We start from the raw sequence: 24,876 nt of genomic DNA, 5'->3' as shown, positions 1-24,876 counted from the left end.
GGGCCCCTCAAGTCACCCCGAGTAGTCCACAGATCACGGAAAGGTCTGGTTCCGAGCCGCCCGGCCGGTCACGATCGACTCGTGACCAGAGGATCTTGGACGCGCGACGCGGAGGCACTCTTCGCCGCCAGCCGGCGAGGCGTGATCACGGTGGCGCACCTGGAGTCCCTGGGTGTACCGCCGGGAACCAGCTACCGACGTTGCCTTCCCGGCGGCCCGTGGCAGCGGCTCCTGCCGGGCGTGGTGCTGCTGCGCACCGGTGAGCCCACCCGGCGGCAGCTGGTCGACGGCGCCCTTCTCCACTGCGGCGACCAGGCGGTCGTCACGGGGCTGGAATCGCTCCGCCGGCAGGGGTTGAAGCGCGATGCCCGCCCGGGCGAACCGATCCACGTCCTCCTCCCGCTGCACCTGAATCCGCAGCCGCGCGCCCACGCCCACCGGTGGTCCTGTCCGGACGTCATGAACGACTCGTTCATGGCCTCTGACGACATGAAAGAGTCGTTCATGCCAAGCGGGCGGGTCAGTCCTCCGGGGTGACCAGGGCCGCGATGCGGGAAGCGAGCCGGGAGCTGTCGACCGGAGCCACGTTCACCCACTCCTCCCCATCCCGCCCCGAAGTCTTGGTCGCGCAGTAAGCCCCCACGTCGGTGTCGAACCAAGTCAGCCCGCCCACCCGCGAAACCCGACCCGAAGCCGAGCGCCGGCTCACGCTGAACTGCCCAGCGGCATACACCGGCCGGGCCTGGATAGCCAGAACCTCCCGCTGCTGGGCCGAAGAAGAAGCAGAAAGCACCGAAGCCGCAAGGTTGACGCCGTAACCAGGCCCGGCGGTCAGCTCCGGCAACACGTCGACGAGCGCCGTGCACAGCTCACTAGAGCGGATCGAGTCCAGGGCGATCGTCTGCTCCGGCTGGGTCGCCAGTACGCCGCGGCGGCCACGGACCGCCGTCACCGCACGGAACGGGGCCGGCGCCGTCATGTCCGCCAGCGCTTCGCACGCCACGAACACGTCGCCGCCCGCGAGCAGGTCCAAGCGCGAGGCCAGCGCCGGTTCCAAAGTGCCGTCGTAGAGGCCGCGCTCGGCGAGGTTCTCGTACACCGCCTTGCGCACCTCGGCACGCTCCGAGTCGGTCCCGCCGACGCTGCGCACCGTCAGCGGCTCCGGCGGTCGGTCGTACCCGAGGTCGGTCCAGAGGATGTCGAACGCCGACGCCGAGACGCGGATCAAGCCGGCCCCAGGGTGGGCGGGGCCGCGAACGACTCGGCGGGCACGTGCCCGCGCAGGGCCGTGTCGCGGGTCCGCAGCACGTCGATCGCCTTCTGCCGCGCGGCTTCCGCCTCGGCGCGGCGGGCCGCCATCTCGTCGGCCAGCCCGGCCAGGGCGAACACGTTCCCGGACGACGCGGCGTCGCGGATCATCGCCGCCGGGTCGTAGGCCACCGGCGGGGGCATGTCGGCGCGGGCCCGCGCGGCCGCCTCCGCCTGCGCGCCGACCGCGCTACCCACCGACGCCGACACCGCGGCGGAGTGGGACAGCCACTGCGCGGCCCGGCTCACCGCCGAGCGCGCCGCGTCGCCCGCCTGGCCACGCCAGTTCTCTTCCGAAGAGGCGACCAGCGCGGCGAGGTCGGCGGTCGACTCGTGCAGCCGCTTCGCCAGCCCGTCCCAGCGCGCGCCCGCTTCGCCCGCGGCGACCGGGTCGTTGTCCCGCTCGACCTCCGCGGCCATCGCCTCGTGGCTGTAGGCCTCGTACCTCGCGGCGGGGACGGGTGGTTCCACGGCACACCTCTCGGAGTCAGGGCAGCTTGGGCTCGACCAGCCCGGCCACCGTGCCCGCGCGGCGGCACGCGAGCGGGGTGTCCGAGAAGCCGGTGTTGCTGACGTCGATCTGGACACTGGCCGCGTCGCCCACCCCGAGCAGCACGGCGCAGGTGCCGTCGGCGGCCTTCTTGTCCGCCACCTGCAGCGCCGGGTGCGCGCCGACCTTCGTCTTGGTGGCCGTCTTCTTCGCGACCTCGAGGTCGGCCAGGCCGTCGGTCTCGCTGAGGGTCACGGTGACGCCGAAGGTGCCGGGCACGGTCCAGTCGCACGCGCGGGCGCCGGCGATCTCCTTGGGTTTGCCCAGCACGCTCACCCCGGCGGCCGAACGGTCCCGCGGGTCGAGCAACGTGCACGGGTCGATCGCCGCGAGACCGGTCCACGCGACGACGGGCGGCTGCCCGGCTGTGGCGGTGGCCTGGGCCGAGGTGTGACCGACCCGCGGCGAAGCGGCCTGGTGCTGCCCGCACCCGGCGAGCAGCAGGACGGCCGGCGCCCACAGATACTTCTTGCGCACCCGATCAGCCACCCGAGCAGTCCACCCCGTCCGCGGCGGTCTCGTCGGCGTGCTGGTACTTCGCCAGCGCCTGGCCGATCCGGTGCTTGAGCGTCTCGAGCTCCTTGCCGAACGCCGTCAGCTGCTGCACGGCCGAGCCCCGCCCGCCGATGCCGTACTCGGCCATGAACTTGCCGATCTCCCCGGCGTACCCGCCGCCGAGCGGCACGGTCCGGCCGAGCACCTTGGCCTCGCGGACCATCTCGCCGACGACGTCCTGCAGGGCACCGAGCTTCGCGTAGGCGTCCGTGGCCAGCTCGGGCGCGACCGCAAAGCCGCGGACGTCGTACGTTCGCACGTCGCTCATGAGCGGTTACGCCTCTCCGTAGCCGACCGACCTCGAATCGCAGCATACGACAGTGCGGGGTGTCAGCGGGAGCACCCAGAATCGGGTGACAACACACCCATTCGGGGTATCGTCCCTGCTTGCGCAGTGTCATCAACCGACGTGCCAGCCGTGATGCCCCGGGCTTCACGGGGTTCCGCCCCCGGGTTCGCCCGGGTTTGACACACTGGATGGAAGGCTGGTCGCTGCGCGCGGACAGCAGCGAGGGGGCCGATCGGGCCCGGCGGTGCGCACAGTGCGCGCGGCCATGCGCCACCAGGAGGTCGAGTGACGTCGAGAATCCAGTCTGCGACGCCCGGATCGGGCGAGCAGGCATCCGGGCGACCGCCTTATCCGGCGGAGCCCTCGGGCAACGGCCGGGCCGCCGGCCGGCCCGCCAGAGTGTCGCTGGACGAACTGCACGAGGCCGCGCGGCGGATCGCCGCGAACGTGGAGCGGGTGCTGGTCGGCAAGCCCGAGGTCATCCGGATCGCGCTGGTCACGCTGCTCGCCGAAGGCCACCTCCTGGTCGAGGACGTGCCCGGCGTCGGGAAGACGTCGCTGGCCAAGGCGCTGGCCCGGTCGATCGACTGCACGGTCAGCCGCATCCAGTTCACCCCGGACCTGCTGCCCAGCGACGTCACCGGCGTCTCCATCTACAACCGCCAGTCCGGCGAGTTCGACTTCCGCCCCGGCCCGGTGTTCGCGAACATCGTGGTGGGCGACGAGATCAACCGCGCTTCGCCGAAGACGCAGTCGGCGCTGCTCGAGTGCATGGAAGAGCACCAGGTCACCGTCGACACCTCGACCTACAAGCTCGAAGAGCCCTTCATGGTGATCGCGACGCAGAACCCGATCGAGATGGAAGGCACCTACGCGCTGCCCGAAGCCCAGCGCGACCGCTTCACCGCGCGGGTCTCCATCGGCTATCCCGACCAGCAGGCCGAGCTGGCCATGGTCGACGAGCACGCCGGGCACAACCCGATCGAAGACCTGCAGCCGGTGTCCGACGGCGAGACCGTGCACCGGCTGATCGAGACGGTCCGCGGCGTGCACATGGCCCCCGAGGTCCGCCGGTACGCGGTCGACCTGGTGGCGGCCACCCGGCAGCTGCCGGAGATCCGGCTCGGCGCGTCCCCCCGGGCGACGCTGCACCTGGTCCGCGCGGCGCGCGCGCAGGCGGCGCTGTCGGGCCGCGACTACGTCGTCCCCGACGACCTGCACACCGTCGCGGTCCCGGTCCTGGCGCACCGCCTGATGCTCACCACCGAGGCCCACGCGGCCCGGCGCTCGGCGACCGACGTCGTCCGTGCGGTGCTGCACCGGGTGCCGGTGCCGCAGGGCTCCCGGCCCCAGTAACGCACCGCGAAGGGGAGAGAACGACGTGCTGCGTGCCCTGTCCGGCCTGACCACCCGCGGCCGCTGCCTGCTGGCCGCGGGGCTGGCGGCCGCGGTGTGCTCGTTCGTGCTCAACGAACGCGACCTGCTGCGGGTCGCCGTCTTCGTGGTGGCACTGCCGCTGCTGGTCGCCGCGTTCATCTCGGCGACCCGGCTGCGGATCGGCGCCACCCGCGCGCTGCACCCCCAGCGGGTCGCCGTCGGCGGCGCCGGCGAGGTCCAGCTCGAGCTCTGGCGCAGCGGGCGGCTGCCGGCCGGCGAGATCCTGCTCGAGGACGGCGTGCCGTACGCGCTGGGCTCGCGGCCGCGGTTCGTCGTCGAACGCCTCCCCCACGACCGGCGGGTCGCGCTGCGCTACCCGCTGCAGCCGGTGCTGCGCGGGATCCAGCAGGTGGGGCCGCTGCGCGCAACCATCACCGACCCGTTCGGGCTGTGCGAGTTCGAGCGCGAGCTGATCGCGCACTCGCGGCTGGTCGTCGTGCCCCGGGTGGTCCCGCTGTGGGGCCTGCCGAGCGGCGCGGGCATCGGCGTCGGCGACGACGGCACGGTCCGGCTGCACGCCGGGCAGGGCGAGGCCGACGTCATCGTCCGTCAGTACCGCCAGGGCGACGACCTGCGGAAGGTGCACTGGCGCTCGACCGCCCGCCGCGACGAGATCATGGTGCGCGTCGAGGAACGGCCGTGGCGCGGCGGCACCACGGTGCTGCTCGACCACCGGGCCGCCGCCCACCACGGCAGCGGCCCGGCCGCCAGCCTCGAGTGGGCGGTGTCCTTCGCCGCTTCGGCCGCGCTGCACCTGCGCCGGTCCGGGCACCGCGTCCGGCTGGTCAGCGAACACGGCGTCACGCTCGCCGACACCCCCGGCGACGGCGGCGACCACTACGACCACGTCGTGCTCGACGCACTGGCCGCGCTGCAGCCCGCGCACCAGCGCGACATCACTTTGGCCGGCGACCCGGCCGACGGCCAGGAGCTGATCGCCGTGCTCGGCACCGTCAGCACCGAGGCCGTCCACGAGCTGGCCCAGTTCCGCCCGCGCGGCATCCGCAGCCTCGCCGTCCTGCTCGACACGCCCACGTGGGCGGCCGGGGTGAGCGCGCCCGAACAGCGGGCCGCCGCCACCGAAGACTCGGCCGCGCTGCTGCGCGCGTCCGGCTGGGGCGTGGTGATCGCCGGTCCGGGCTCACCGATGCCGCAGGTCTGGGCCGAGCTCTGCCAGGCGGGCGCCCGCCGCGGCACGCTGATCGGCGGTAACCGATGAGCACCGCCGCCCCGCCACGCCCGTCCGCGACCCCGCCGCGGCGCCCCGCTTCCCAGCACCCCCTGTCGGCCTGGCGCGGCAGCCTGCTCGCGCCGTCCGCCGCCGGGATCGCGACGCTCTGCGCCGCGACGTCGGTGACGAGCGTCGTGTCGGGCCTGGCGTGGTTCGGCTACCTGTTCGTCGCCGTGCTGCTGATCGCCGCGACCGGCTTGGCGCTGCGCTCGCTGCAGGTGCCGACCGTGCTGGTCGGCCTCGGCCAGCTGCTGGTGCTGCTCTTCCTGATCACCGGCGCGTTCACCACGCACGGGATCCTGCAGGTCATCCCCGGTCCGGAGGCGTTCGGCGAGATCGGGAACACGCTCTCGGCCGCCGCCGACCAGATCCGCACCGGGCTGCCGCCGGTCGAGGGCAGCCAGCCGATCCTGTGCCTGGTGACGATCCTGGTCGGGCTCGTCGCCGTCCTCGTCGACACGCTGACGGTCGCCGCCGCGGCCCCCGCCGCGACCGGGCTCGTGCTGCTCTGCGTCTACGCGGTGCCGGCCGCGTTGTCCGAGGAAATGCTGCCGTGGTGGACGTTCCTGCTCGGCGGGGCCGCGTTCGCCGGCCTGCTGGCGGTCGACGGCAACCACCGGCACCAGCGCTGGCGGACCCGGGAAGCCCCCGGACGCAGCGGCAAGCCGGGCGTGCTGTCCGCGCCGGTCGCGGTCGTGGCCGCGGCGATCGTGCTCGGCCTGTTCGGCGGCGCGATCACCTGGGTCGGCACGGTCGGGCGGATCCCGTTCGGCACCGGCGGCGACGGCCCCGGCGCGGGGTCCGGCGGGTTCGGCATCCAGCCGTTCACCGAGCTGCGCGGCATGCTCGACCAGGGGTCCAACCGCGAGCTGTTCAAGGTCCGCGGCCTCGGCACCGACCGGCGGCTGCTGCGCGCGATGACGCTGGACACCTACTACCCCAACAAGGGCTGGGGCCTGCACGACGAAGGCCGTTCGCAGCAGGGCGTCCCGGTCGGGCCGGAGCTGCCGCCCGCACCGGGGGACGACGGCAGCGGCTCCGCGCGCCGGATCGACGTCGAGCCGACGAGCTGGCGTGACAACTGGCTGCCGGTGTACGGCGCGCCGCGGGTGATCGACGGCGCCGCCAACGGTTACCTCTACGACCAGGTCAGCGGCACGGTGTTCACCACGCGCAGCGAGGTGCCGCCGTCCTACACCGAATACGCGTCGCTGAAGGAACCGACGGCCCCGGAGCTGCGCGTGACCCCGCGGGTCGACGACCTGCCACCGCGCTACACCCAGATCGACCGCGTCGACGACCGTGTCCGCGCGAAGACGCAGCAGCTGATCGCGAACGAGTCCAACGACTTCGACCGGGCGTCGGCGATCTGGCGGTACTTCACGGCGCAGAACGGGTTCGTCTACGACACGAAGACCGCGCCGGCGAACGACGCCGACGCGCTGGCCGACTTCATCCTCAACGGCAAGCGCGGCTTCTGCGAGCAGTTCGCGTCGGCGATGGCCGTGATGCTGCGCGTGGCGGGCATCCCGTCGCGCGTGGCCATCGGGTTCACGCCCGGGGTGCCGGTCAACGACTACCTCTCGATCAGCACCCAGGACGCGCACGCGTGGGTCGAGGCGTACTTCGGCGACAAGGGCTGGGTGACGTTCGACCCGACGCCGCTGTCCGACGGCCGCGGCATCACCCCGTCGTACCTGCAGGCCGGCACGCAGGACGGCAACGAGCCCGATGACACCCAGGTGGCGCCGAGCACGGTCCAGTCGAGCGCCGCGCCGACCGGCGCGCCCCGCGACACCGACCAGAACCCGCAGGCGCAGGGTCCGGAGTCCGCCGACGAGGGCACGCCGACCTGGGTGTGGGTGCTCGTCGGGGCGCTGGTCGCGCTCGCGCTGGCGGCCACGATCCTGGTGGTCGCCGGCGGGCGCCGGAGACGGCCGGACCGCGAACCCGCGGCGGCCGGGCTCGGGGCGGTGCTCAAGAACTGGCTACCACTGATCGCCGCCGGGCTGTGGGTGGCGGTGCTGGGTGTGCTGACGTGGCTGGTGGCCTGGTGGTTCAGCCTGATCGTGGTGCTGCTGCTGGCCGGGCTGCTGGGCCCGTCGGCGGCGCGCGACGTCGGCCGGCGCCGGCGGCTGCAGGAGATCGCCGGGCAGCGCCCGGGTGCGGCGGACGCGGCGTGGTCCGAGCTGCGGGCCGAGTGCGCCGACCGCGGGCTGCCGATCCCGCCGAGCGACACGGTCCGCGTGGCCGGCCAGAAGCTGGCGGCGAAGCACCACTTGGACGACGCGGGCCGCGACGGCCTGCGCACGGTGATCGGCGTGGTGGAGAAGTCCTGGTACGGCGAGGACGGCCAAGCCGACCCGACGCTCCCCCCGGCGTTCGACCACCTGCGGCGAAGCCTGCACAAGAACGCCCCGCTGTCCTGGAAGGGCCGCTTGTTCCCGAAGTCCCTTTTCCGCAACCGCGACTGAGGTGTGCGGGAAAGGTCGACACACGTGATTGAAGGGTCGACACGGGTTTCACCGCCGTGTCGACCCCTCAATCACGGGTGATGACCCTCTGATCACGCGAGTCACGTCTCTGATCACGCGGGTTCCGGGTCCGATCACGTGAGTCGCGGGGCTGGTCACGCGGATCACACGTCCGGGCGTCACCCATTGTCACGGCGGTCGGTGCGTGGCCGCCGGGAGTGGCTGAGCACACAAGAAGATCCGCGTCCCACCACGGGCGGGCAGGACCCGGATCTCATGGTCTTGCGGCGCTACTGCTCCTCGAAGCGCTGGCGGAAGCGCTCTTCCATGCGCTGGGTGAAGGAGCTGCGACGGCCCGACTGCTTGGCCCCGCGAGATCCCGATCCACCGCCCTTGCCGTCGGATTCGGCGCCGTGCCGAATCGATGTGACGGCCAACATGACCCCGAAGAACATCACGAGGAACCCGAGCACGCTGATCAGCGGGATGTCGGCCACCCGGAACTGCGGCACCACCACGCCCAGCACCAGCAGGGCCACGCCCACTACGAACAGGGCGATGCCCTGGATACGCCGTCGGCGAGCGGGGCGACGCAACCGGGTGCCACGCACCGTGGATGCGAACTTGGGGTCCTCGGCATAGAGCTCGCGCTCGATCTGATCGAGCAGCCGCTGCTCATGCTCGGAGAGTGGCATCTTTCCTCCTCCGGCACAGCTGTCGCGGGCGCCGGGCCGCGCAACGTTCTGGACCCAACAGCCAACCCCAGGCGGGGTGGCACTGTCCAGGATACGAGGCCCGCGCCCGGACGACTACCCGATCCCGCATCCAGAAGGGATCGAATTGGGCTAAATCCCGCCCGAGCAGGGTTGCGGACCGTCACCGTCGCCGATCGTGACCGTTTTACGGCTTCCGCGGCCATGTGGGGAACACCGGCCGGGCCGAAGATCACCGCCCGTGCACGGCGCCCTGGGGGCCGCTGCTCGCGACCGCACGGCCGCGATCCGGATGCTCGGGCAGCCGCACATCCGGGACGCGCCCGGCTCAACCACCCGCGACCCGGCCGAAGCCCGATCCACCCGACCCGAAGCCCGGCTCACCTATCCCACGACCCGACCCGAGACCCGGCTCATTCCTCCCGCGGCCCCAGCAGCGACGCCGGCCGCACCGCCGCCGACCCGAACTTCGACCGCGCCACGTCCGCCGCCACCTCGGCATCCCGCCAGCGCGGTTCCCGCGAGTCGAACACCAGCTGCTCCCCCGCCTCCCCCGTGTCGAGCCCCTCGACCCGCACTCCGATCAACCGGACGGCCCCCGTCGGCGCGTGCTCCGTGAGCAGCGAGACCGCCACCGCGTGGATCTCCCGCGCCACGTCGGTCGCCGAGACCAGCGTGCGGGCCCGGGTGATCGTCCGGAAGTCCGCGAAGCGCACCTTGATCGAGACCGTCCGGCCGCGCACGCCCCGCTCCCGCAACGTCGCCCCGACGCGCGAGGCCAGCCGCAACAGCTCCAGACCCAGCTCGGCCCGGGAATGCCGGTCGACGTCGAACGTGTGCTCGGCGCCGATCGACTTCTCCGGCGAGTCGACCACCACCGACCGCTCGTCGACGCCGTGCGCGAGCCGGTACAGGTGCTCGCCCGCCGCGACCCCCAGCGACTTCTTCAGCCGCGCCGGCGGGAACGCCGCGACGTCGGCGATCGTGCCCAGCCCCAGCCGCCGCAGGTGTTCCTCCGTCCGCGCGCCGACGCCCCACAGCGCCGAAACCGGTAACGGGTGCAGGAACGCCAGGGTCTCCGCCGCGGGCACGACGACCATGCCGTCCGGCTTCGCCATCCCCGACGCCAGCTTCGCGACGAACTTGACCTTCGCCACCCCGACCGAGCAGGTGATGCCGTGCTCGGCCTCGACCCGCGCGCGGATCTGCGCGCCCAGCGCCGCCGGGGTCGCCCCCAGCCGCCGCAACGCCCCGCTGACGTCCAGGAACGCCTCGTCCAGGCTCAGGGGTTCGACCAGCGGCGTCAGCTCGCGGAAGATCCCCATCACCCCGCGGGAGACCTCGCTGTAGAGCCCGCCGGTCGGCGGGATGTTGATCAGGTGCGGGCACAGCCGCTTCGCCGTCGAGAACGGCATCGCCGAGCGCACGCCGAACTTCCGCGCCGGGTAGTTCGCCGCCGCGACGACGGCCCGCGGCCCACCGCCGGACACGACGACCGGCTTGTCGGCCAGCTCGGGCCGGGTGCGCAGCTCGACCGACACGAAGAACGCGTCCATGTCGACGTGCAGCATCCCGCACCCGGTGTCGTCCGGCGCCGGTTCCCCCGGCCGGACGCGGAACCGGCCCATCCCGCCCGGCAGCTCAGCGTTTCGCCCCACGTCCGGGACGCTACCGGCCGCCACCGACAGTTTCCGGCACCACCGACGACCGAGGCCGAAACCCGCCGGAAAGAGTCAGGCGAGCCGCGCGACCGCGTGCAGCCGGCCCGCGATGTCCCGCAGTGCCGGCGACCCCGCCGCCACCCGTTCGAACTCCGCCAGCTCGTCCTCACGGACGTCGCCGCCGACCAGGTCCGAGATCACCCGGTCGCCCTGCAGCGACGCCACTTCGAGGCCGGCGGCCTCCAGGTCGGCACGCAGACCGGCAGCGGAGAACCGCCGCAGCACCGTGTCACCCGGGACGACCCCGTCCGCGCTTTCGAGCAGCCGCTGGGCCTCGCCCACCCGGCCCGAAAGGGCGCGGTGCAGCACCGCCGCGTGCCGGTTCGCGACCAGCACCGACACCGCCCCGCCCGGCGCGACCGCCGTGGCCAGCGCGGTGAGCACCGCGGCCGGGTCGTCGACGATCTCCAGCAGCCCGTGTGCCAGCACCAGGTCGGCCGAGCCGGCCTCGACGTACCGGCCCAGCGCGTCCGAGTCGTCCGCGATGACCGTGATCAGCTCGGAGACGCCTTCTTCCTCGGCCCGGCGCTGCAGCGTGGCCAGGGCGTTCGGGCTCGGCTCGACGACGGTCACCCGGCAGCCCGCCGCCGCGAACGGCACCGCCCAGCCGCCGCTGCCGCCACCCACGTCGACGACGCGGGGGTGCTCGGCGCCCCGGGCGCGGGCGGCCTTCAGCTCGGCCTCGAGCACCCGGCGGACGGCGCCCGAACCTCGGGCGGCCACGGTCTCCGTCTTCATGCCGCCAGGGTAGTGCCCGCCCCCGCCCGCCTCCCCGGCTCCTCCCTTCGAGTGAACGCCCCTTGCCCGGCGGCGGGCCTGGCCCGCACCCGTAGGCTGGTGAACGTGCACACGGTCGCCGTACTCAGCCTCAAGGGAGGCGTCGGCAAGACGACGGTAGCTCTCGGTATCGCGTCCGCCGCCCTGCGTAGGGGCACCCGGACGCTGGTGGTGGACCTCGACCCGCAGGGCAACGCCACGACCTCGCTCGACCCGCCGTACACCGACGCGACCCTCGCCGACGTGCTCGAGACCCCGACGCGGGAGATGCTCGAACGCGCCATCGCACCCAGCGTCTGGAGCGAAGACGTCGACGTCCTCGTCGGCACCGAAGAACTGGAGCTGCTCAACGATCCGGACGCCGACAGCGACCGGCTCGCCAACTTCTCCCGCGCGCTGGACGAGCTGCACCGCACGCCGCTGCGCGAGACGCCGTACGAGCTGGTGATCCTGGACTGCCCGCCGTCGCTGGGCCGGCTGACGAAGTCGGCGCTGGTCGGCGCGGACAGCGCGCTGATCGTGACCGAGCCGACGATCTACGCCGTCGCCGGCGCGAACCGGGCGCTGGAAGCGATCGAGAAGATCCGCAAAGAGCTCAACCCGGACCTGCGCGCGATCGGCGTCCTGGTCAACAAGCTGCGCGTGCGTTCCTACGAGCACCAGTTCCGGATCGCCGAACTGCGCGACAACTTCGGCTCGCTGGTGATGCCGACGGCGATCCCCGACCGGCTGGCGGTCCAGCAGGCCCAGGGCGCGTGCAGCCCGATCCACGAGTGGCATTCGCCCGGCGCGCAGGAGATCGCGCTGACGTTCAACATGGTGCTGGCGAAGATCCTGCGCTCCAACCGGGCGGGCCGCCACCGCATCGCCGGCGAAGAGCCCGAAGGCCCGGACTGGCCCGAGGGCCCGGCGCCGGAGACGCCCGAGGCTCCGGCCGAGGTGTCCGAATCCACGGGGTGAGCCGTGCCCGAAGGTGACACCGTGTACCTCGTCGGAAAGCGCTTCGACCAGGCACTGGCGGGAAAGACGTTGCTGCGCGGGGAGTTCCGCGTGCCCCAGCTGGCCACTGTGGACCTCGCGGGCCGGGACGTGCTCGGCGTCGGGACGGTCGGCAAGCACCTGTTCACCCGCTTCTCCGGCGACCTGACCCTGCATTCGCACCTGATGATGGACGGCATGTGGGACGTCAACGCGCGCGGCGCGCGGTGGCGCAGCCCCGCCCACCATGCCCGCGTGATCCTGACCGCGGCCGACGTCCAGGTGGTCGGCTTCCGCGTCCACGACCTCAAGCTCGTGGCCACGCCGAAGGAGCGCGACCTCGTCGCCCACCTCGGCCCGGACCTGCTGGATCCACAGTGGACCGATGAGCACGCGGCGCGCGCGACGGCGGCGCTGGCCGCCGATCCCGCGCGCGAGCTGGGGCTCGCGCTGCTCGACCAGCGCGTCATGGCGGGCGTCGGGAACCTCTACAAGTGCGAGATCGCCTTCCTGCTCGGCGTGACCCCGTGGACCCCGGTGTCCGAAGTGGACGCCGGGCGCACGGTCGCGCTCGCCCGCAAGCTGTTGCTGGCCAACGCCGCCGCCGGGCGCTTCATCCAGAGCACCACCGGTCACGTCGACCGCAAGCGGAAGAACTGGGTCTACGAACGCACCCGCCAGGGCTGCTTCCGCTGCGGCGGCCGCACCTTGGTGCGCACCCAAGGCCACGACGTCCAGCGGCGGCCGACCTGGTTCTGCCCGAAATGTCAGCACGGCCCGGCGCCCGCGAGCTAGGCTGAGGCCGTGACGTCGTTCAAGCTCCCGCTCTACGGGACCGACACCGAACGCGGCGACCTCGCTCCCTGAGCCGGCCGCGCTCGCAGTCCGTCACCCCCGCTTTCCCAGGGAGCTCAGTCATGCCCGGAATCCTGACCGGGCAGGCCTTGCGCGCCTTCGCGCACGCCCTGCCCAAGGTCGAACTGCACGTCCACCTGGTCGGCTCGGCGAGCCTGCCGACCGTCCTCGAGCTGGCCCGGCGGCGACCGGCCGCCGGCGTCCCCACCGGCGAACGCGAGCTCGCGGAGTTCTTCACCTTCCGCGACTTCGCCCACTTCCTCACCGTCTACCTCGCGGTCACGTCGCTGGTGCGCGACCGCCACGACGTCCACACGCTCGTGACGGGGCTGGCCGCGGACCTCGCCGCGCAGAACTGCCGCTACGCCGAAGTCACCGTGACGCCGTACAACCACCTGCTCGACGGCGTTCCCGGCGACGACCTGCTGGCCGGGCTCGCGTCCGGCCGGGCCCGCGCCGCCGAACTGGGCGTGGAACTGGCCTGGTGTTTCGACATTCCCGGCGAAAAGGGCACGAAGGCCGGACAGGAGACGCTCGTGTTCGCGCTGCGCGAACGCCCTGAGGGCTTGGTGTCCTTCGGCCTCGGCGGCCCGGAGCTGGGCGTCGGTCGGGCACAGTTCGAGCCGTTCTTCACCCGCGCCAGGGAAGCCGGCCTGCACAGCGTCCCGCACGCCGGCGAAACCACCGGCCCGGCCACGATCTGGTCCGCGCTGCACGACCTCGGCGCCGAGCGGATCGGTCACGGCACCAGCTGCGCCGCCGACCCGGCGCTGCTGGAACACCTTGCGGCGCACCGGATCCCGCTCGAAGTGTGCCCGACGTCGAACGTGCGGACCGGCCAGGTCCCGAGCGTCGCCGCGCACCCGGTGCGGCGGATGCTCGACCACGGCGTCGTCGTCACGCTCAACACCGACGACCCGCCGATGTTCGGCGCCACGCTCACCGGCGAGTACGTCGCCGTAGCCGAAACCCTCGGGCTGACCGCGGCCGAGCTGGCCCGACTGGCGGAGAACGCCGTCGACGCGTCGTTCCTCGGCGAAGCCCGGAAAGCCGCGCTACGACGTGAGATAAGTGAAATGACGTTGCCGGACACCGGGATCTTCGCCTAGCGTGGCAGTACACAAGAGAGGAGGTGGTCCTAAGTTGTATTCCAACAGGACTTGTGAGGTGGCTGTCCGCTAGCGGATGGCACGTGGAGGACTTTGAGCAGCGTTACAGCTGAGCCACCTTCGGCTCATCGCCTGCTCCACGTGATGCCTGATAGCGAATACCAGGCAGTCACCGTGCCCCCGGGGTTTCCGAGCACCAGTCCGGCTCGGGCTCAAGCGTTTGACGGCGTTTGAGAGACACCCCGGGGGTTCCTTCATGCGCTCATTTGTGCAGGTCACGCCATCTGCCGGGGCGAGATGACCGCCCGGCGATCCGAGCGCTGTGTTCGACGAACGCGTAACTACGTTCCGTCCCCCGAACGGCTGAAGGTCGCTAGCCTGGAAGCATGCTCAGGCCCGACTACCCGATCACCACGGCTCGGCTGCTCCTGCGCCCGTTCACGCCCGACGACCTCGACGCGCTGAACTCCTTCCAGTCCCGTGCCGACGTCGCCCGCTACCTCTACTGGGGCCCGCGCAGCCGCGCCGAATCGGCCGCGGCACTGGCGAAACGGGTGCACAGCTCGACGTTGACCAAGGAAGGGCAGCTCCTGGCCGTGGCGGTCGAGCTGGCCGCGACCGGGCAACTGATCGGCGACCTGAACCTGGAGTGGCTCAGCAGCGAGCACCGGCAGGGCGAGATCGGGTTCGTCTTCCACCCGGACCAGCACGGCAAGGGTCTGGCCGCGGAGGCGGCGACGGAGCTGCTGCGGCTGGGCTTCGAAGACCTGGGGCTGCACCGCGTCATCGGCCGGTGCGACGGCCGGAACACCGCGTCCGCCGCGCTGATGGAACGCCTCGGCATGCGCCAGGAGGCGCACCTGAGGGAGAACGAGATCGTCAAGGGCGAGTGGACCGACGAGCTGGTCTACGCGATGCTCGAAGACGAGTGGAAGGACCTGCGGGCCACCGGCGCGTAGTGGCCCCCTTCACGCGGACGCGACGCTCCGGTCGCGCGTTCCGGGCGGTTTGGCAGCATGGGGGCGTGTTCTTCGACAAGATCGTCCGCCCGGCGCTGTACCGCCTGTCCTACCACGACCCCGAGTTGGTGCACGAGCGCACGATCGCCGTCCTGGCCCGGCTCGGCAAGGTCGCGCCCGCGGTCGGCGGCGCGCTGCGGGTCAACGACCCGGTGACCGTGCTGGGCCTGCGGTTCCCCAACCGCGTCGGCCTGGCCGCCGGGATGGACAAGAACGGCCGCGCCCTGCCCGCGTGGGCCGCGCTGGGCTTCGGCTTCATCGAGGTCGGCACGGTGACGCGGCTGGCCCAGCCGGGCAACCCGAAGCCGCGGCTGTTCAGCCTCCCCGCCAGCGACGCCGTGATCAACCGCATGGGCTTCAACAACGACGGCGCGGAAGCGCTTGCGGCCAAGCTCGCGCGCGGCGGGAAACCCGGCGTGCCGCTCGGCATCAGCATCGGCAAGTCGAAGGTCACCCCCCTCGAAGACGCCGTCGAGGACTACCGCTTCTCCCTGCGTGCGCTGCACCCGGACGCCGACTACTTCGCCGTCAACGTCAGCTCGCCGAACACGCCCGGGCTGCGGCAGCTGCAGGACCGCACCGCGCTCGCCGAGCTGCTCGGCGAGCTGCGCACGACGTCGGCGGAGCTCGCCGGCTCGGGCACGCCGACGCCGGTGCTGGTGAAGGTCGCGCCGGACCTGACCGACGACGCACTGGCCGAGCTCCTGGAGGTCGCGCTCGAGCACGGCGTCGCCGGGATCATCGCCACGAACACCACGCTTTCGCGCGACGGCATCGTGCCCGCGGAGAGCGGCCTGGCCGGACAGGGGGGAGGACTGTCCGGCCGGCCGCTGACCACCCGCGCGGCGGAGGTCGTGCGGTTCGTGCACGACCACACCGGCGGGAACCTGCCGATCATCGGCGTCGGCGGCGTACTGGGCCCGGACGACGCCGTCCGCCTGGTGGACGCGGGGGCGTCGCTCGTGCAGCTCTACACCGGGTTCGCGCTGCACGGGCCGGGCCTGGTGCGCCGGGTCAGCCGGGGCCTCGCAGCCCGGCCGTCGAGGTGAACCGGACGTAGCCGCGCCAGGATTCGTAGCGGTCCAGACCGGCGCCGCCCGTCGTCGCGGCGCAGCGGACGGCAAGGGGCCGGGAGCCGTCGTCGAGCTCGACGCGGTCCAGCACGAAGGGTTCCTTCAGCGTGGTGACGAACCGTTCGAACGCGGCCGGGGACAGCCGCCAGCTTTCGCCGTCGAGGCTGCTGCCCTCGGCGTGGTCCAGCACGCCCGGCTGCGGCGGTTCGGTGTCCAGCAGCACCATCCGGTAGCTCTCGGTGGTCCGGACCGGCCGGGTGAACCGGGCGCCGAGCTCGGTGAGCCGGGCGTTGAGCGGCTGGCCGCGCAGGTGCGCGCCGAACACGACGACGTCCTCGCCCGGTTCCGGGTAGGGCGTCATGGGCTCGTCCGTGCAGACGGTCGCGAGGTCGAGGCCGATCTGGTCCTCGAACGGCCGCGTCAGGAAGGTGACGCCGAACGGGCGCTTGTCGCCCGGCAGCACCGGGACGGTGACCGCAGCGAGGTCGAGCACGTTCGCGAAGGCGGTGCAGCGGGCCAGGCGGTGGTTCACGGCGGCCGGGTCGGCCAGGGCCTCGGCGAGCTCCGGGTGGTCCGGCACGGTGGGCAGCAGGAGCGCGTCGAAGCCCTCCGGCACCTGAGCCGAGGCGGCGACCGGTTCGAGGACGACCCCCGCCGCCGTCAGCCGCTTCACGGTGTTCTCGAACGCGATCGTCGCGGCGGCACCCAGGGTCGGGTCTTGCGCGTACGCGACGCGCGGGTGCTCGCCGGCGCCGAGACGGACGTCGGCGGGCCAGGTGCGGGTCGCGGAGACGCCGTCGGGTCCGGTCATCAGCGCGAGCGCGCGACGGCCGGCGACCAGGCCGTTCGTGTACACGGAGACGGCTTCGGAGCTGCGGACGCCGGTCATGGGCAGCAGACCGCGGGTCGGTTTCAGCGCGACGACAGCGTTCAGGGCCGCCGGGACCGCGCCCGCGGTGCTCAGCGCCAGGTCGACGATGCCGAGGGCGACGACGACCGCCGCGCCGCGGCCGCCGGCCTTCGTCCGGTCCCAGGCCGAGGCCACGGTGGCGCACCCGGTCTTGCCGAGCACGACGGCGCCCGCCGCGGTGAGCCGGGAGACGACCGTGGCGCTGGTTTCCGGGACCGAGCGGCCCGAGGGCTGCCCGGCGACGTCGATCAGCTCCGGCACGGCGAAGACGGTGCCCGCCAGCGGCAGGTCCTCCCCCGCCTGCACGCGTTCTTCCACGGCCTTGGCGTCGACGAGGACGTCTTCGACCGCGCGGAGGGTGGACCAGAGCTCGGGACGGTTGGCTTCGGTGATGCGCTCGAAGGCCGCGATGACGCGCTGCGAGGCGCTGGGCGGGGTCGGCGGGGTGGGATCCGGGTCCGGCGGGAGCGTGTTCACGGGGCGTCCTTCCCTCGGCGATCGAGAAAGTCCACTGTGTACGGTCGGCGCCGGCGATCCTCAAAGCACGACGGGCCTCCCGGCTAGTGACACCTCTGCATGCATGACAGAAACGTTAGGTGGTGGACGTTTCCGTAGCCCACTGTTTCCGATTACGCGCGGGTTTCGGCACCAAGAGGTGAACAGGGCGCGACGCCGGGGTGAAACGCACGATCACGCACGCGGGGTGACGAAGAGCCGAAACCGCAGGACGCGGCACCCGAACGGCCGAGTTTCAAATCCCAACGGCCCAGCAACGCCCGAATCCGCGTGATCAGGGACGAAACCGGCGTGATCGAAGCCGGAACTCGCGTGATCGGGCCCGTTCCGGCTCGGATCACGCGAGTTACGTGTCTGATCACGCGAGTTCCGACGTGGGTCACGCCGGTTCGGGGTCAGGAGAGTTCGCGCAGGGCCATGGCCAGGCCGGCCAGGCGGTCGGTGGCGTCGGTGAGGGCCTGTTTGGACGTGACCAGGCCGTCGCTCGAGGCCGCGACCGTGTGGCCGGCCGCGGCGACCAGGCCGCGGTAGCCCTCGAGGCCGTCGTCGAGCTGTTCGCGGAGCTTGCCGACCGCCGCGTCCAGGGCCGCCTGCTCGCGGGCCGGGGCGGAGTTGCGGCCGCGTTCGATCGCCTGGATGCGGCCCGCCAGGCCGCGCAGGGCACCCGCGGCTTCGACGGCCGTCTGGCCCGCGTCGGCAACGGACACTTCGGACACCGGCGTCGTGCCGACCGAGGACGGTACGGAGAGCTGGCGAAGCAGCTCGCCCAAGGAGGCCTCGCACTCCGCCAGCCGTTCCATCGGCTCGCGCGCGGCGGACCCCGCGGGCGGCAGCGGCGGCGGACCGGCCGGTGCGGAGGGGAGCGGGGTGCGCTTCAGTTCACGCAGCTTGAGTCCGCTCCGGACGCCGAACGTGCCGAAGACGACCGCTCCGGCGAACGCCATGATCGCCTGCGGCATCATCGGCGCGCCGGCGGCGCTCATCCAGCCCAGCCCGGCCGCCACGGCGAGGACGCCGCACAGGATCGTCAGCAGGATCCACAACGTCATCGCGCGCGACGTGCGGCGCTTGCGGCGTTCGTGCTTCGCGGCCGGGTGGTTCCAGCGGTCCCACTTGGCCCGGGCCTCGGCGAACGCCGGGACCTGGTTCGCCATCGTCGAGAACGTCCCCGACATGTCGGGCCGCCGCACGGGCGGCCGCTGCAGCGGGTTCGGACGAGGGCGCTGAGGTGCGGGCTTCCCGCCGGCCTGGTCGGCCGGCGGGAAGTACTTCTGCACCTTTTGGAGCTTCTCCTGGGCGCGCACGGCGTAGTCGGGCAGCTTCTCGATGTGCTTCTCCAGCTTCGCACTGAACTCGCTGAAGTCGCGTCGTCTGCCCTGCTGCCCCATGCTCGCCCCCTTCGAACTCCGTACCCGCGTCAGGCCGGGTTCTTGCCCTGCTCGGCCTGCACGCGCGACTGGATCTCGCGCTGGATGTCGGCCGAGCTGCTGCTCGCCGGCTGCTGGGCCGTCTTGCCGCCGTCGGTCACCTGGGCGACCGAATCGCCGCGCATGGACGAGCGGATCTGCTCGAGCCGCGAGTGCCCGGCCAGCTGCGTGGTGGAGGCCTGGACCTCCATCATGCGCCCCTGGACCGAGTTCTGCGCCAGCTCCGCCGAGCCCAGCGCCGTGGTGTAGCGCTTCTCGATCTTGTCGCGGACCTCTTCCAGCGACGGGGTGTTCCCCGGCGCCGCCAGCTGGCTCATCTGGTTCAGCGAAGCGGAGACCTGCTCCTGCATCTTCGCCTGCTCGAGCTGCGAGAGCAGCTTCGTGCGCTCGGCCAGCTTCTGCTGCAGCATCTGCGAGTTGCGCTCCACGGCCTTCTTGGCCTGGGCCGCGGCCTGCAGCGACTGGTCGTGCAGCGTCTTCAGGTCCTCGATGTTCTGCTCGGCCGTGACGAGCTGCGTCGCGAAGCTCTCCGCGGCGTTCTCGAACTCGACGGCCTTCTGCTCGTCACCCTTGGACCGCGCCTCGTCCGCGAGGACGAGGGCCTGCCGGGTCGAGGCCTGCAGCTTCTCGACGTCACCGAGCTGCCGGTTGAGCTTCATCTCCAGCTGCCGCTGGTTGCCGATCACGGAGGCGGCCTGCTGCGTCAGCGCCTGGTGGTTGCGCTGCGCCTCCTCGATGGCCTGCTGGATCTGTACCTTCGGGTCGGCATGCTCGTCGATCTTCGACGAGAACGCCGCCATCATGTACTTCCAGAACTTCACGAACGGGTTGGCCATCTCCTCCGCCTGCCTTCTTGCGTCCCACGGGCCTGAGTACCTCGGGGTGGGGCGTCGCTCCCCTGCTCATGCAACGCACCGACCCCGGCGTTGGGTTCCATCGTGTCAGGTCGGCCACGTCCGTTCCAGGCGACCCCGGGGGATTTCAGGGTTCGTCCCTGATCACCCCTGGAGATAACGCCGACGGCCCCGGGCGGGTTGCCCGGGGCCGTCATCGCATCCGATCCGAACTACGCGGCGATCGTCGAGGCCAGTTTCGGCTGCCCGATCGTCGTGCGCAACGTCGTGTTCATCCGCGGCGCGGGGGAAATCCGCAGGTCGGCGAGGTCGTTGCCGATCAAGTCCGACATCAGGCGGCCGCCTTCGATGCCGGCCGCGGAGGCCTTGGCGCCGCGCTCGGGCACCTTCTCCCGGGGCGCGCCGTCCCCGATCCGCTCGTCGACCGGTGCGACCTCGACGTTGTCGAGGGCCGAAACGTCCGCCGCCACTTTGTGCAGCAGTTCGCCGAGCGGAAGGTCCAGAGCCTGGCAGATGGACGCGAGCAGCTCGCTCGACGCCTCCTTCTGGCCCCGTTCCACCTCCGAGAGGTAGCCGAGGCTGACCCTGGCGGCGCGGGAGATGTCGCGCAGCGTACGACGCTGGTTGGTGCGGGCATGACGGAGCCGATCACCGATCGCCTCACGCAACAGCACGGTCATCACGCGCCTCCCTTCCGAACAAGTACCCCCTACGTTACCCAGAGCGGCGCCCCGAGCGCAGGAGTTGGTGTGTCCGTACGCCAAGGGCGAACGCCCGTTTCACGTCAGATGTTCCCCGAGCAGGGCAAACGCGGCCCGGACCGATTCGGTCCTGATCAAGTCGCGGTCGCCGCTGAGGGCCAGGGTACGGACTGTGACTGTTCCCGGCCCGGCGAGTCCGACGTGCACGGTGCCCGGCGCAACGCCGTCCTGGGCGGCCGGCCCGGCCACGCCGGTGAGCCCGAGGCCCCAGGTGGCGCCGCACCGCTCGCGGGCGCCCGCGGCCAGCTGGGCGGCGACCTCCGGGTGGACGGCGCCGTGTTCGGCGAGCAGCTCGGGGTCGACGCCGGCCAGCGCCGTCTTCAGCTCGGTGGCGTAGACGACCAGGCCGCCGCGCAGCGCGGCGCTCGCCCCGGGCACCTGAGCCAGGGTCGCGCAGACGAGCCCGGCGGTCAGCGACTCGGCGGCCGCGACGGTCTCGCCGCGGGCCGTGAGGGCGGCGATCAGGTCCGCGGCCGGCCCCACCGCGGGTCGCGAATGAGTCATTCGCGGCGCCGGAGGTCCCGAATGAGTCATTCGCGGCACGTCGGCCGGGGTTTCGGCCACGCCTCAGCTCCCGGTGACGCGGCGCCCGGCGGCGCGCAGCCGGACCGCGCGGACCAGGTAGTCGACGCCGGTGACCACGGTCAGCACCAGCGCCAGGCCCATCAGCGCCCAGCGCACCGGGTCGGCGCCGGCGGGCAGCGGCAGCAGGTAGGCGGTGATCGCGGCGATCTGGGCCAGCGTCTTCGCCTTGCCGCCGCGGCTGGCCGGGATCACGCCGTGGCGGATCACCCAGAACCGCAGCAGCGTGACCCCGACCTCGCGGATGGCGATCACGATCGTGACCCACCAGCCCAGCATGCCGAGGATGCTCAGCCCGACCAGCGCGGCGCCGGTCAGCGCCTTGTCCGCGATCGGGTCGGCGATCTTGCCGAAGTCGGTGATCAGGCCGTACTTGCGGGCGACCCAGCCGTCCAGCTGGTCGGTGGCGGAGGCGACGGCGAACAGGCCGGTTGCGATCCCGCGCCAGGTCGTGTCGACGCCGTCGCCGGTGAACAGCGCGACGATGAACAGCGGCACCAGCACCAGGCGCGACAGCGTCAGCAGGTTGGCGACGTTGAGCGTCGGCACCGGAGTGGGCTCCGGGACCTGCGCGGGGGCGACGCTCTCGTGACCCGTGCCTTCGTCGGCGTCGCTGGGGAGCGCACTCACCGGTCGGCGTCCGGTGACGCGCGGACGATCAGGTCGACCCCCGCCGAGTCGACGACCTCGCACCGCAGGAAGTCACCGACCTCCGTCTTCTCCGGCGCGTCGAGGATGACGCACTCGCCGTCCACCTCGGGGGCCTGGTGCGCGGCGCGCCCGGTCAGCTCACCGTCGTCGTCCAGCTCGACGAGCACGTCGACGAAGGTGCCGACCCGGTCCTCGGCGCGCTGCGCGGTCAGCTCCTCGACCAGCGAGGAGATCCGCGTGACGCGCTTCGTCACCTCGTCGGCGTCGAGCTTGCCGTCGAAGGTCTCGGCCTCGGTGCCGTCCTCGTCCGAGTAGCCGAAGACGCCGACCGCGTCGAGGCGCGCGCCGGTGAGGAAGCGCTCCAGCTCGGCCAGGTCGTGCTCGGTCTCGCCGGGGAACCCGACGATCACGTTCGTGCGGATGCCGGCCTCGGGCGCGTACTCGCGGATCTGCTCGGTCAGCGCGAGGAAGGAGTCCGTCGAGCCGAACCGGCGCATCCGGCGCAGCACCTGCTCGCTGGAGTGCTGGAACGACAGGTCGAAGTACTCGGCGACACCCGGCGTGGTCGCGATGGCCTTGACCAGCTGCGGGCGCGTCTCGGCCGGCTGCAGGTAGGAGACGCGGACGCGCTCGATGCCGTCGATCTCGGCCAGCCGCGGCAGCAGCCGCTCCAGCGCGGTGGCGCCGTCGCGGCCGAAGTCCTTGCCGTAGGAGGTCGAGTTCTCGCTGACCAGGAACAGCTCCTTGACGCCGTGCTCGGCCAGCCACATCGCCTCGGCGACGATCTCGTCCGGCTGCCGGGACACGAAGGAGCCGCGGAACGACGGGATCGCGCAGAACGAGCAGCGCCGGTCGCAGCCGGAGGCGATCTTCAGCGCGGCCACGGGCGAGTCGTCGAGGCGCGTGCGCAGCACCCGCGGACCCCAGCCGTGCTGCGCGTGGCCCGGGACCTCGACGCTCTCGGCCGCGGCGGGCCGCTGAACCGGGCTGATCGGCAGCAGCTTGCGGCGGTCGCCCGGCGTGTGCGAGGCGAGCTTGCGGCCCGCGACGACGTCGTCGAGCCGGTCCGAGAGGTCGGCGTAGTGGTCGAAGCCCAGCACCGCGTCGGCCTCGGGGAGGCTGTCGGCGAGCTCGTGGCCGTAGCGCTCGGCCATGCAGCCGACCGCGACGACCTTCTTGCCCGTATCCGACGCCGCCAGCAGCGTGTCGACGGAGTCCTTCTTGGCCGACTCGACGAAGCCGCAGGTGTTGACCACCACGACGTCGGAGTCCTCCGGATCGGCCGCCAGCTCCCAGCCGCCGGCCGCCAGCCGGCCCGCCAGCTCCTCCGAGTCGACCTCGTTGCGGGCGCAGCCCAGGGTCAGCAGGGAGACGCGTCGGGTGGCGGCAGGTTCCGTGGTGGGAGAAGGCACGACGTTGAGGGTAGCCGCCGGGCCCGGGCGAGCCGACGACGGCGTAGCCCGGTCGTGACGACCGGGGCTTCGCCCCGGGCCGGGGGCTTCGCCACCCGGACCCCCGAAAGCAGCTGTGTCGGGGCCGGCGCCGGGCGATGTGGCAGTGTTGACGATCGTGCCGTCCGCCTCGCCCACCGTCCGCCGCGCGCGGATCGCCGACGTCCGCAAGATCAAGGACCTGGTCGACTCGGACGCCGGCCGTGTCCTGCTGGAGAAGGACCTGGTCACGCTGTACGAAGCGGTCCAGGAGTTCTGGGTCGCCGAGGTGGCCGGCGAGGTCGCCGGGGCGGCCGCGCTGCACGTGCTCTGGGAGGACATCGCCGAGCTGCGCACCGTCGTGGTCGACAAGGCCGCCCGCGGCCAGGGGGTCGGGCGGGTCCTGGTGAGCCGGCTGATCGACGAAGCGCGTGAGCTGGGTCTCAAGCGGCTGTTCGTGCTGACGTTCGAGACCGGCTTCTTCACCGGGCACGGCTTCGTGGAGATCCAGGGGACGCCGGTTTCGCACGAGGTATACGAGGAGATGCGGCGCTCGCACGACACCGGTGTCGCCGAATTCCTCGACCTCCCCTACGTCAAGCCGAACACCCTCGGCAACTCCCGGATGCTGCTCGAACTCTGAGCGACCCCTATACGCCCGAAATCTGAAAGTTTCCCGACAACATTCTTTCGGGCGGTGACGCGCGCCACCCGAAGCCCGATGCTGATCACGCACATTCATCCCCTGATCAGCGAGGAAACACCACAACAATGGGCACTTTGCGGAACCTGGGGGCCACCATCGCGGTGGCCGCGACCGTCGGCGGAGGTGCCCTCCTGGGCGCCGGCACGGCGGCGGCGGTCGACATCCCGACCGTCACCGACCAGTACCTCTTCAGCACCTCCCTCTCGAGCTTCGAGACGATCCGCGGCCAGGCGCCGTACAACGGCCAGCTCGACTGGTCCTCGGACGGCTGTTCGTGGGCGCCGGACAACCCGTTCGGCTGGAAGTTCCTGCCCGGCTGCCACCGGCACGACTTCGGCTACCGCAACTACAAGAAGCAGGGCCGGTTCTCCGAGGCGAACCGCCTGAAGATCGACGACAACCTGTACTCGGACCTCAAGGGCGTCTGCGGCTCCAACGTGGCCTGCAAGGCCGCGGCCTGGACGTACTACCAGGCCGTGCGCAAGTTCGGCAGCTGACGCACGCTCAGCCGACCCGGACCGTCGCCTCCAGGCCGTCCTCGCTCACCGACACCAGCTCGACCCGGCTGGCGGCGAACGAGGTCGCCTGGGGGCCGGTCCGCGGTCCACTGTGCAGCTCGGCCGTCGTGCTCTCGCCGCGGCCGGGCTCGCTCAGCAGGAACGCGAGCGTCGCCTCGCCCTGCCAGATGCAGGTCATGTTCGGCCGGCACCGCGAGTCGGAGACGACCCGCAGGTAGCGGACGGTCAGGTCCTTCCCCTGGATCGCGGCTTCCTGACCGAGGTTTAGGGTGACGTCACCCTGCGGCGCGGTGCTGACGGTCGACGGCGCCGCCGGCCGGGCCGGGACGGGCTGCCCGGAGGCCACCGAGCTCCCGGCGCCCACCGCGACGACGGCGAAGGCGAACAGTCCGGCTGCGATTCGCTGCAGGTCCATGTGCTCAGGACGGACCG

At 72.2% G+C, this 24,876-nt stretch carries 26 protein-coding genes; 11 read left to right on the top strand and 15 right to left on the bottom strand.

Annotated features, from left to right (window positions below; translation table 11 throughout):
* Window positions 1–81: 81 nt before the first annotated feature.
* Entirely contained in the window at window positions 82–537 is a 456-nt protein-coding gene (locus AB0C38_RS09300) for a hypothetical protein (RefSeq protein WP_360669091.1), read from the top strand.
* Here the strand turns inward: AB0C38_RS09300 and AB0C38_RS09295 are convergent.
* From AB0C38_RS09295 to AB0C38_RS09280, 4 genes are all read right to left on the bottom strand, one after another.
* Window positions 521–1,228: an ESX secretion-associated protein EspG gene (locus AB0C38_RS09295; protein WP_360669088.1), complete on the bottom strand. Its 708-nt coding sequence runs from the start codon at window positions 1,226–1,228 to the stop codon at window positions 521–523. The genes AB0C38_RS09300 and AB0C38_RS09295 overlap by 17 nt on opposite strands.
* Complete coding sequence (locus tag AB0C38_RS09290; protein ID WP_360669946.1) at window positions 1,225–1,728, bottom strand: PPE domain-containing protein; 504 nt, start codon at window positions 1,726–1,728, stop codon at window positions 1,225–1,227. Before AB0C38_RS09290 ends, AB0C38_RS09295 begins: the two co-directional genes overlap by 4 nt.
* Before the next feature lie 67 nt (window positions 1,729–1,795).
* Window positions 1,796–2,347, bottom strand: a complete 552-nt coding sequence (locus AB0C38_RS09285) for a DUF3558 domain-containing protein (RefSeq protein WP_360669085.1) — start codon at window positions 2,345–2,347, stop codon at window positions 1,796–1,798.
* Window positions 2,340–2,681: a hypothetical protein gene (locus AB0C38_RS09280; RefSeq protein ID WP_360669082.1), complete on the bottom strand. Its 342-nt coding sequence runs from the start codon at window positions 2,679–2,681 to the stop codon at window positions 2,340–2,342. The genes AB0C38_RS09285 and AB0C38_RS09280 overlap by 8 nt, the downstream gene beginning before the upstream one ends.
* A gap of 306 nt (window positions 2,682–2,987) precedes the next feature.
* Between AB0C38_RS09280 and AB0C38_RS09275 the strand changes: the two genes are divergently transcribed.
* The 3 genes from AB0C38_RS09275 to AB0C38_RS09265 are packed head-to-tail and all read left to right on the top strand — an operon-like array spanning window position 2,988 to window position 7,844.
* Complete coding sequence (locus AB0C38_RS09275) at window positions 2,988–4,058, top strand: MoxR family ATPase (protein WP_360669079.1); 1,071 nt, start codon at window positions 2,988–2,990, stop codon at window positions 4,056–4,058.
* Window positions 4,059–4,083: 25 nt separating this feature from the next.
* Window positions 4,084–5,358, top strand: a complete 1,275-nt coding sequence (locus AB0C38_RS09270; protein ID WP_360669076.1) for a DUF58 domain-containing protein — start codon at window positions 4,084–4,086, stop codon at window positions 5,356–5,358.
* On the top strand, window positions 5,355–7,844 hold the full coding sequence (locus AB0C38_RS09265; protein ID WP_360669073.1) for a DUF3488 and transglutaminase-like domain-containing protein: 2,490 nt from the start codon (window positions 5,355–5,357) through the stop codon (window positions 7,842–7,844). Before AB0C38_RS09270 ends, AB0C38_RS09265 begins: the two co-directional genes overlap by 4 nt.
* 290 nt (window positions 7,845–8,134) lie before the next feature.
* On the opposite strand, the gene AB0C38_RS09260 is transcribed toward AB0C38_RS09265, so the two are convergent.
* The 3 genes from AB0C38_RS09260 to AB0C38_RS09250 all read right to left on the bottom strand — a co-directional run bounded on the left by AB0C38_RS09260 (window position 8,135) and on the right by AB0C38_RS09250 (window position 11,016).
* Complete coding sequence (locus tag AB0C38_RS09260) at window positions 8,135–8,539, bottom strand: DUF3040 domain-containing protein (RefSeq protein ID WP_284744000.1); 405 nt, start codon at window positions 8,537–8,539, stop codon at window positions 8,135–8,137.
* Window positions 8,540–8,970: 431 nt separating this feature from the next.
* Window positions 8,971–10,185, bottom strand: coding sequence for a DNA polymerase IV (gene dinB, locus AB0C38_RS09255; protein ID WP_360669943.1), 1,215 nt, complete (start codon window positions 10,183–10,185; stop codon window positions 8,971–8,973).
* A 105-nt stretch (window positions 10,186–10,290) separates the two neighbouring features.
* A complete protein-coding gene (locus AB0C38_RS09250; protein ID WP_360669069.1) occupies window positions 10,291–11,016 on the bottom strand; it encodes a methyltransferase domain-containing protein in 726 nt (241 codons plus the stop codon).
* A 105-nt stretch (window positions 11,017–11,121) separates the two neighbouring features.
* Here AB0C38_RS09250 and AB0C38_RS09245 point away from each other — a divergent pair, with 105 nt between their 5' ends.
* The 5 genes from AB0C38_RS09245 to AB0C38_RS09225 all read left to right on the top strand — a co-directional run bounded on the left by AB0C38_RS09245 (window position 11,122) and on the right by AB0C38_RS09225 (window position 16,065).
* Entirely contained in the window at window positions 11,122–12,015 is an 894-nt protein-coding gene (locus AB0C38_RS09245; RefSeq protein ID WP_360669066.1) for a ParA family protein, read from the top strand.
* A gap of 3 nt (window positions 12,016–12,018) precedes the next feature.
* A complete protein-coding gene (locus tag AB0C38_RS09240) occupies window positions 12,019–12,828 on the top strand; it encodes a DNA-formamidopyrimidine glycosylase family protein (RefSeq protein WP_360669063.1) in 810 nt (269 codons plus the stop codon).
* A 122-nt stretch (window positions 12,829–12,950) separates the two neighbouring features.
* A complete protein-coding gene (add, locus tag AB0C38_RS09235; RefSeq protein ID WP_360669060.1) occupies window positions 12,951–13,997 on the top strand; it encodes an adenosine deaminase in 1,047 nt (348 codons plus the stop codon).
* 386 nt (window positions 13,998–14,383) lie between these two features.
* Window positions 14,384–14,956, top strand: coding sequence for a GNAT family protein (locus AB0C38_RS09230; RefSeq protein WP_360669057.1), 573 nt, complete (start codon window positions 14,384–14,386; stop codon window positions 14,954–14,956).
* A 65-nt stretch (window positions 14,957–15,021) separates the two neighbouring features.
* A complete protein-coding gene (locus AB0C38_RS09225; RefSeq protein ID WP_360669054.1) occupies window positions 15,022–16,065 on the top strand; it encodes a quinone-dependent dihydroorotate dehydrogenase in 1,044 nt (347 codons plus the stop codon).
* Here AB0C38_RS09225 and AB0C38_RS09220 read toward each other — a convergent pair.
* From AB0C38_RS09220 to rimO, 7 genes are all read right to left on the bottom strand, one after another.
* Window positions 16,031–17,476: an amidase family protein gene (locus AB0C38_RS09220; RefSeq protein WP_360669052.1), complete on the bottom strand. Its 1,446-nt coding sequence runs from the start codon at window positions 17,474–17,476 to the stop codon at window positions 16,031–16,033. The two genes, AB0C38_RS09225 and AB0C38_RS09220, sit on opposite strands and share 35 nt — an antisense overlap.
* A gap of 434 nt (window positions 17,477–17,910) precedes the next feature.
* Complete coding sequence (locus AB0C38_RS09215) at window positions 17,911–18,903, bottom strand: hypothetical protein (RefSeq protein ID WP_360669049.1); 993 nt, start codon at window positions 18,901–18,903, stop codon at window positions 17,911–17,913.
* 29 nt (window positions 18,904–18,932) lie between these two features.
* Window positions 18,933–19,778, bottom strand: coding sequence for a PspA/IM30 family protein (locus tag AB0C38_RS09210; protein ID WP_360669046.1), 846 nt, complete (start codon window positions 19,776–19,778; stop codon window positions 18,933–18,935).
* Between the two features lie 230 nt (window positions 19,779–20,008).
* Window positions 20,009–20,476, bottom strand: a complete 468-nt coding sequence (locus AB0C38_RS09205) for a helix-turn-helix transcriptional regulator (protein WP_360669043.1) — start codon at window positions 20,474–20,476, stop codon at window positions 20,009–20,011.
* Between the two features lie 99 nt (window positions 20,477–20,575).
* On the bottom strand, window positions 20,576–21,061 hold the full coding sequence (locus AB0C38_RS09200) for a CinA family protein (RefSeq protein ID WP_360669041.1): 486 nt from the start codon (window positions 21,059–21,061) through the stop codon (window positions 20,576–20,578).
* 63 nt (window positions 21,062–21,124) lie between these two features.
* Window positions 21,125–21,769 (bottom strand): CDP-diacylglycerol--glycerol-3-phosphate 3-phosphatidyltransferase, encoded by a 645-nt coding sequence (gene pgsA / locus AB0C38_RS09195; RefSeq protein ID WP_360669037.1) that lies wholly within the window; start codon window positions 21,767–21,769, stop codon window positions 21,125–21,127.
* A complete protein-coding gene (gene rimO, locus AB0C38_RS09190) occupies window positions 21,766–23,202 on the bottom strand; it encodes a 30S ribosomal protein S12 methylthiotransferase RimO (protein WP_360669034.1) in 1,437 nt (478 codons plus the stop codon). Before rimO ends, pgsA begins: the two co-directional genes overlap by 4 nt.
* Before the next feature lie 157 nt (window positions 23,203–23,359).
* Here rimO and AB0C38_RS09185 point away from each other — a divergent pair, with 157 nt between their 5' ends.
* Window positions 23,360–23,863 (top strand): amino-acid N-acetyltransferase, encoded by a 504-nt coding sequence (locus AB0C38_RS09185; RefSeq protein ID WP_360669941.1) that lies wholly within the window; start codon window positions 23,360–23,362, stop codon window positions 23,861–23,863.
* A 128-nt stretch (window positions 23,864–23,991) separates the two neighbouring features.
* Window positions 23,992–24,423 (top strand): phospholipase, encoded by a 432-nt coding sequence (locus AB0C38_RS09180; RefSeq protein WP_360669031.1) that lies wholly within the window; start codon window positions 23,992–23,994, stop codon window positions 24,421–24,423.
* 7 nt (window positions 24,424–24,430) lie between these two features.
* On the opposite strand, the gene AB0C38_RS09175 is transcribed toward AB0C38_RS09180, so the two are convergent.
* The gene (locus AB0C38_RS09175; RefSeq protein WP_360669029.1) at window positions 24,431–24,859 is read right to left on the bottom strand and encodes a hypothetical protein; all 429 of its coding nucleotides are present in this window, start codon (window positions 24,857–24,859) and stop codon (window positions 24,431–24,433) included.
* Between the last annotated feature and the right edge of the window lie 17 nt (window positions 24,860–24,876).

The organism is Amycolatopsis sp. NPDC048633 (assembly GCF_040650695.1).
Lineage (GTDB): Bacteria > Actinomycetota > Actinomycetes > Mycobacteriales > Pseudonocardiaceae > Amycolatopsis.
Note: the sequence above shows the minus strand (reverse complement) of the source record. Positions and strands in the feature narration are given on the sequence as shown.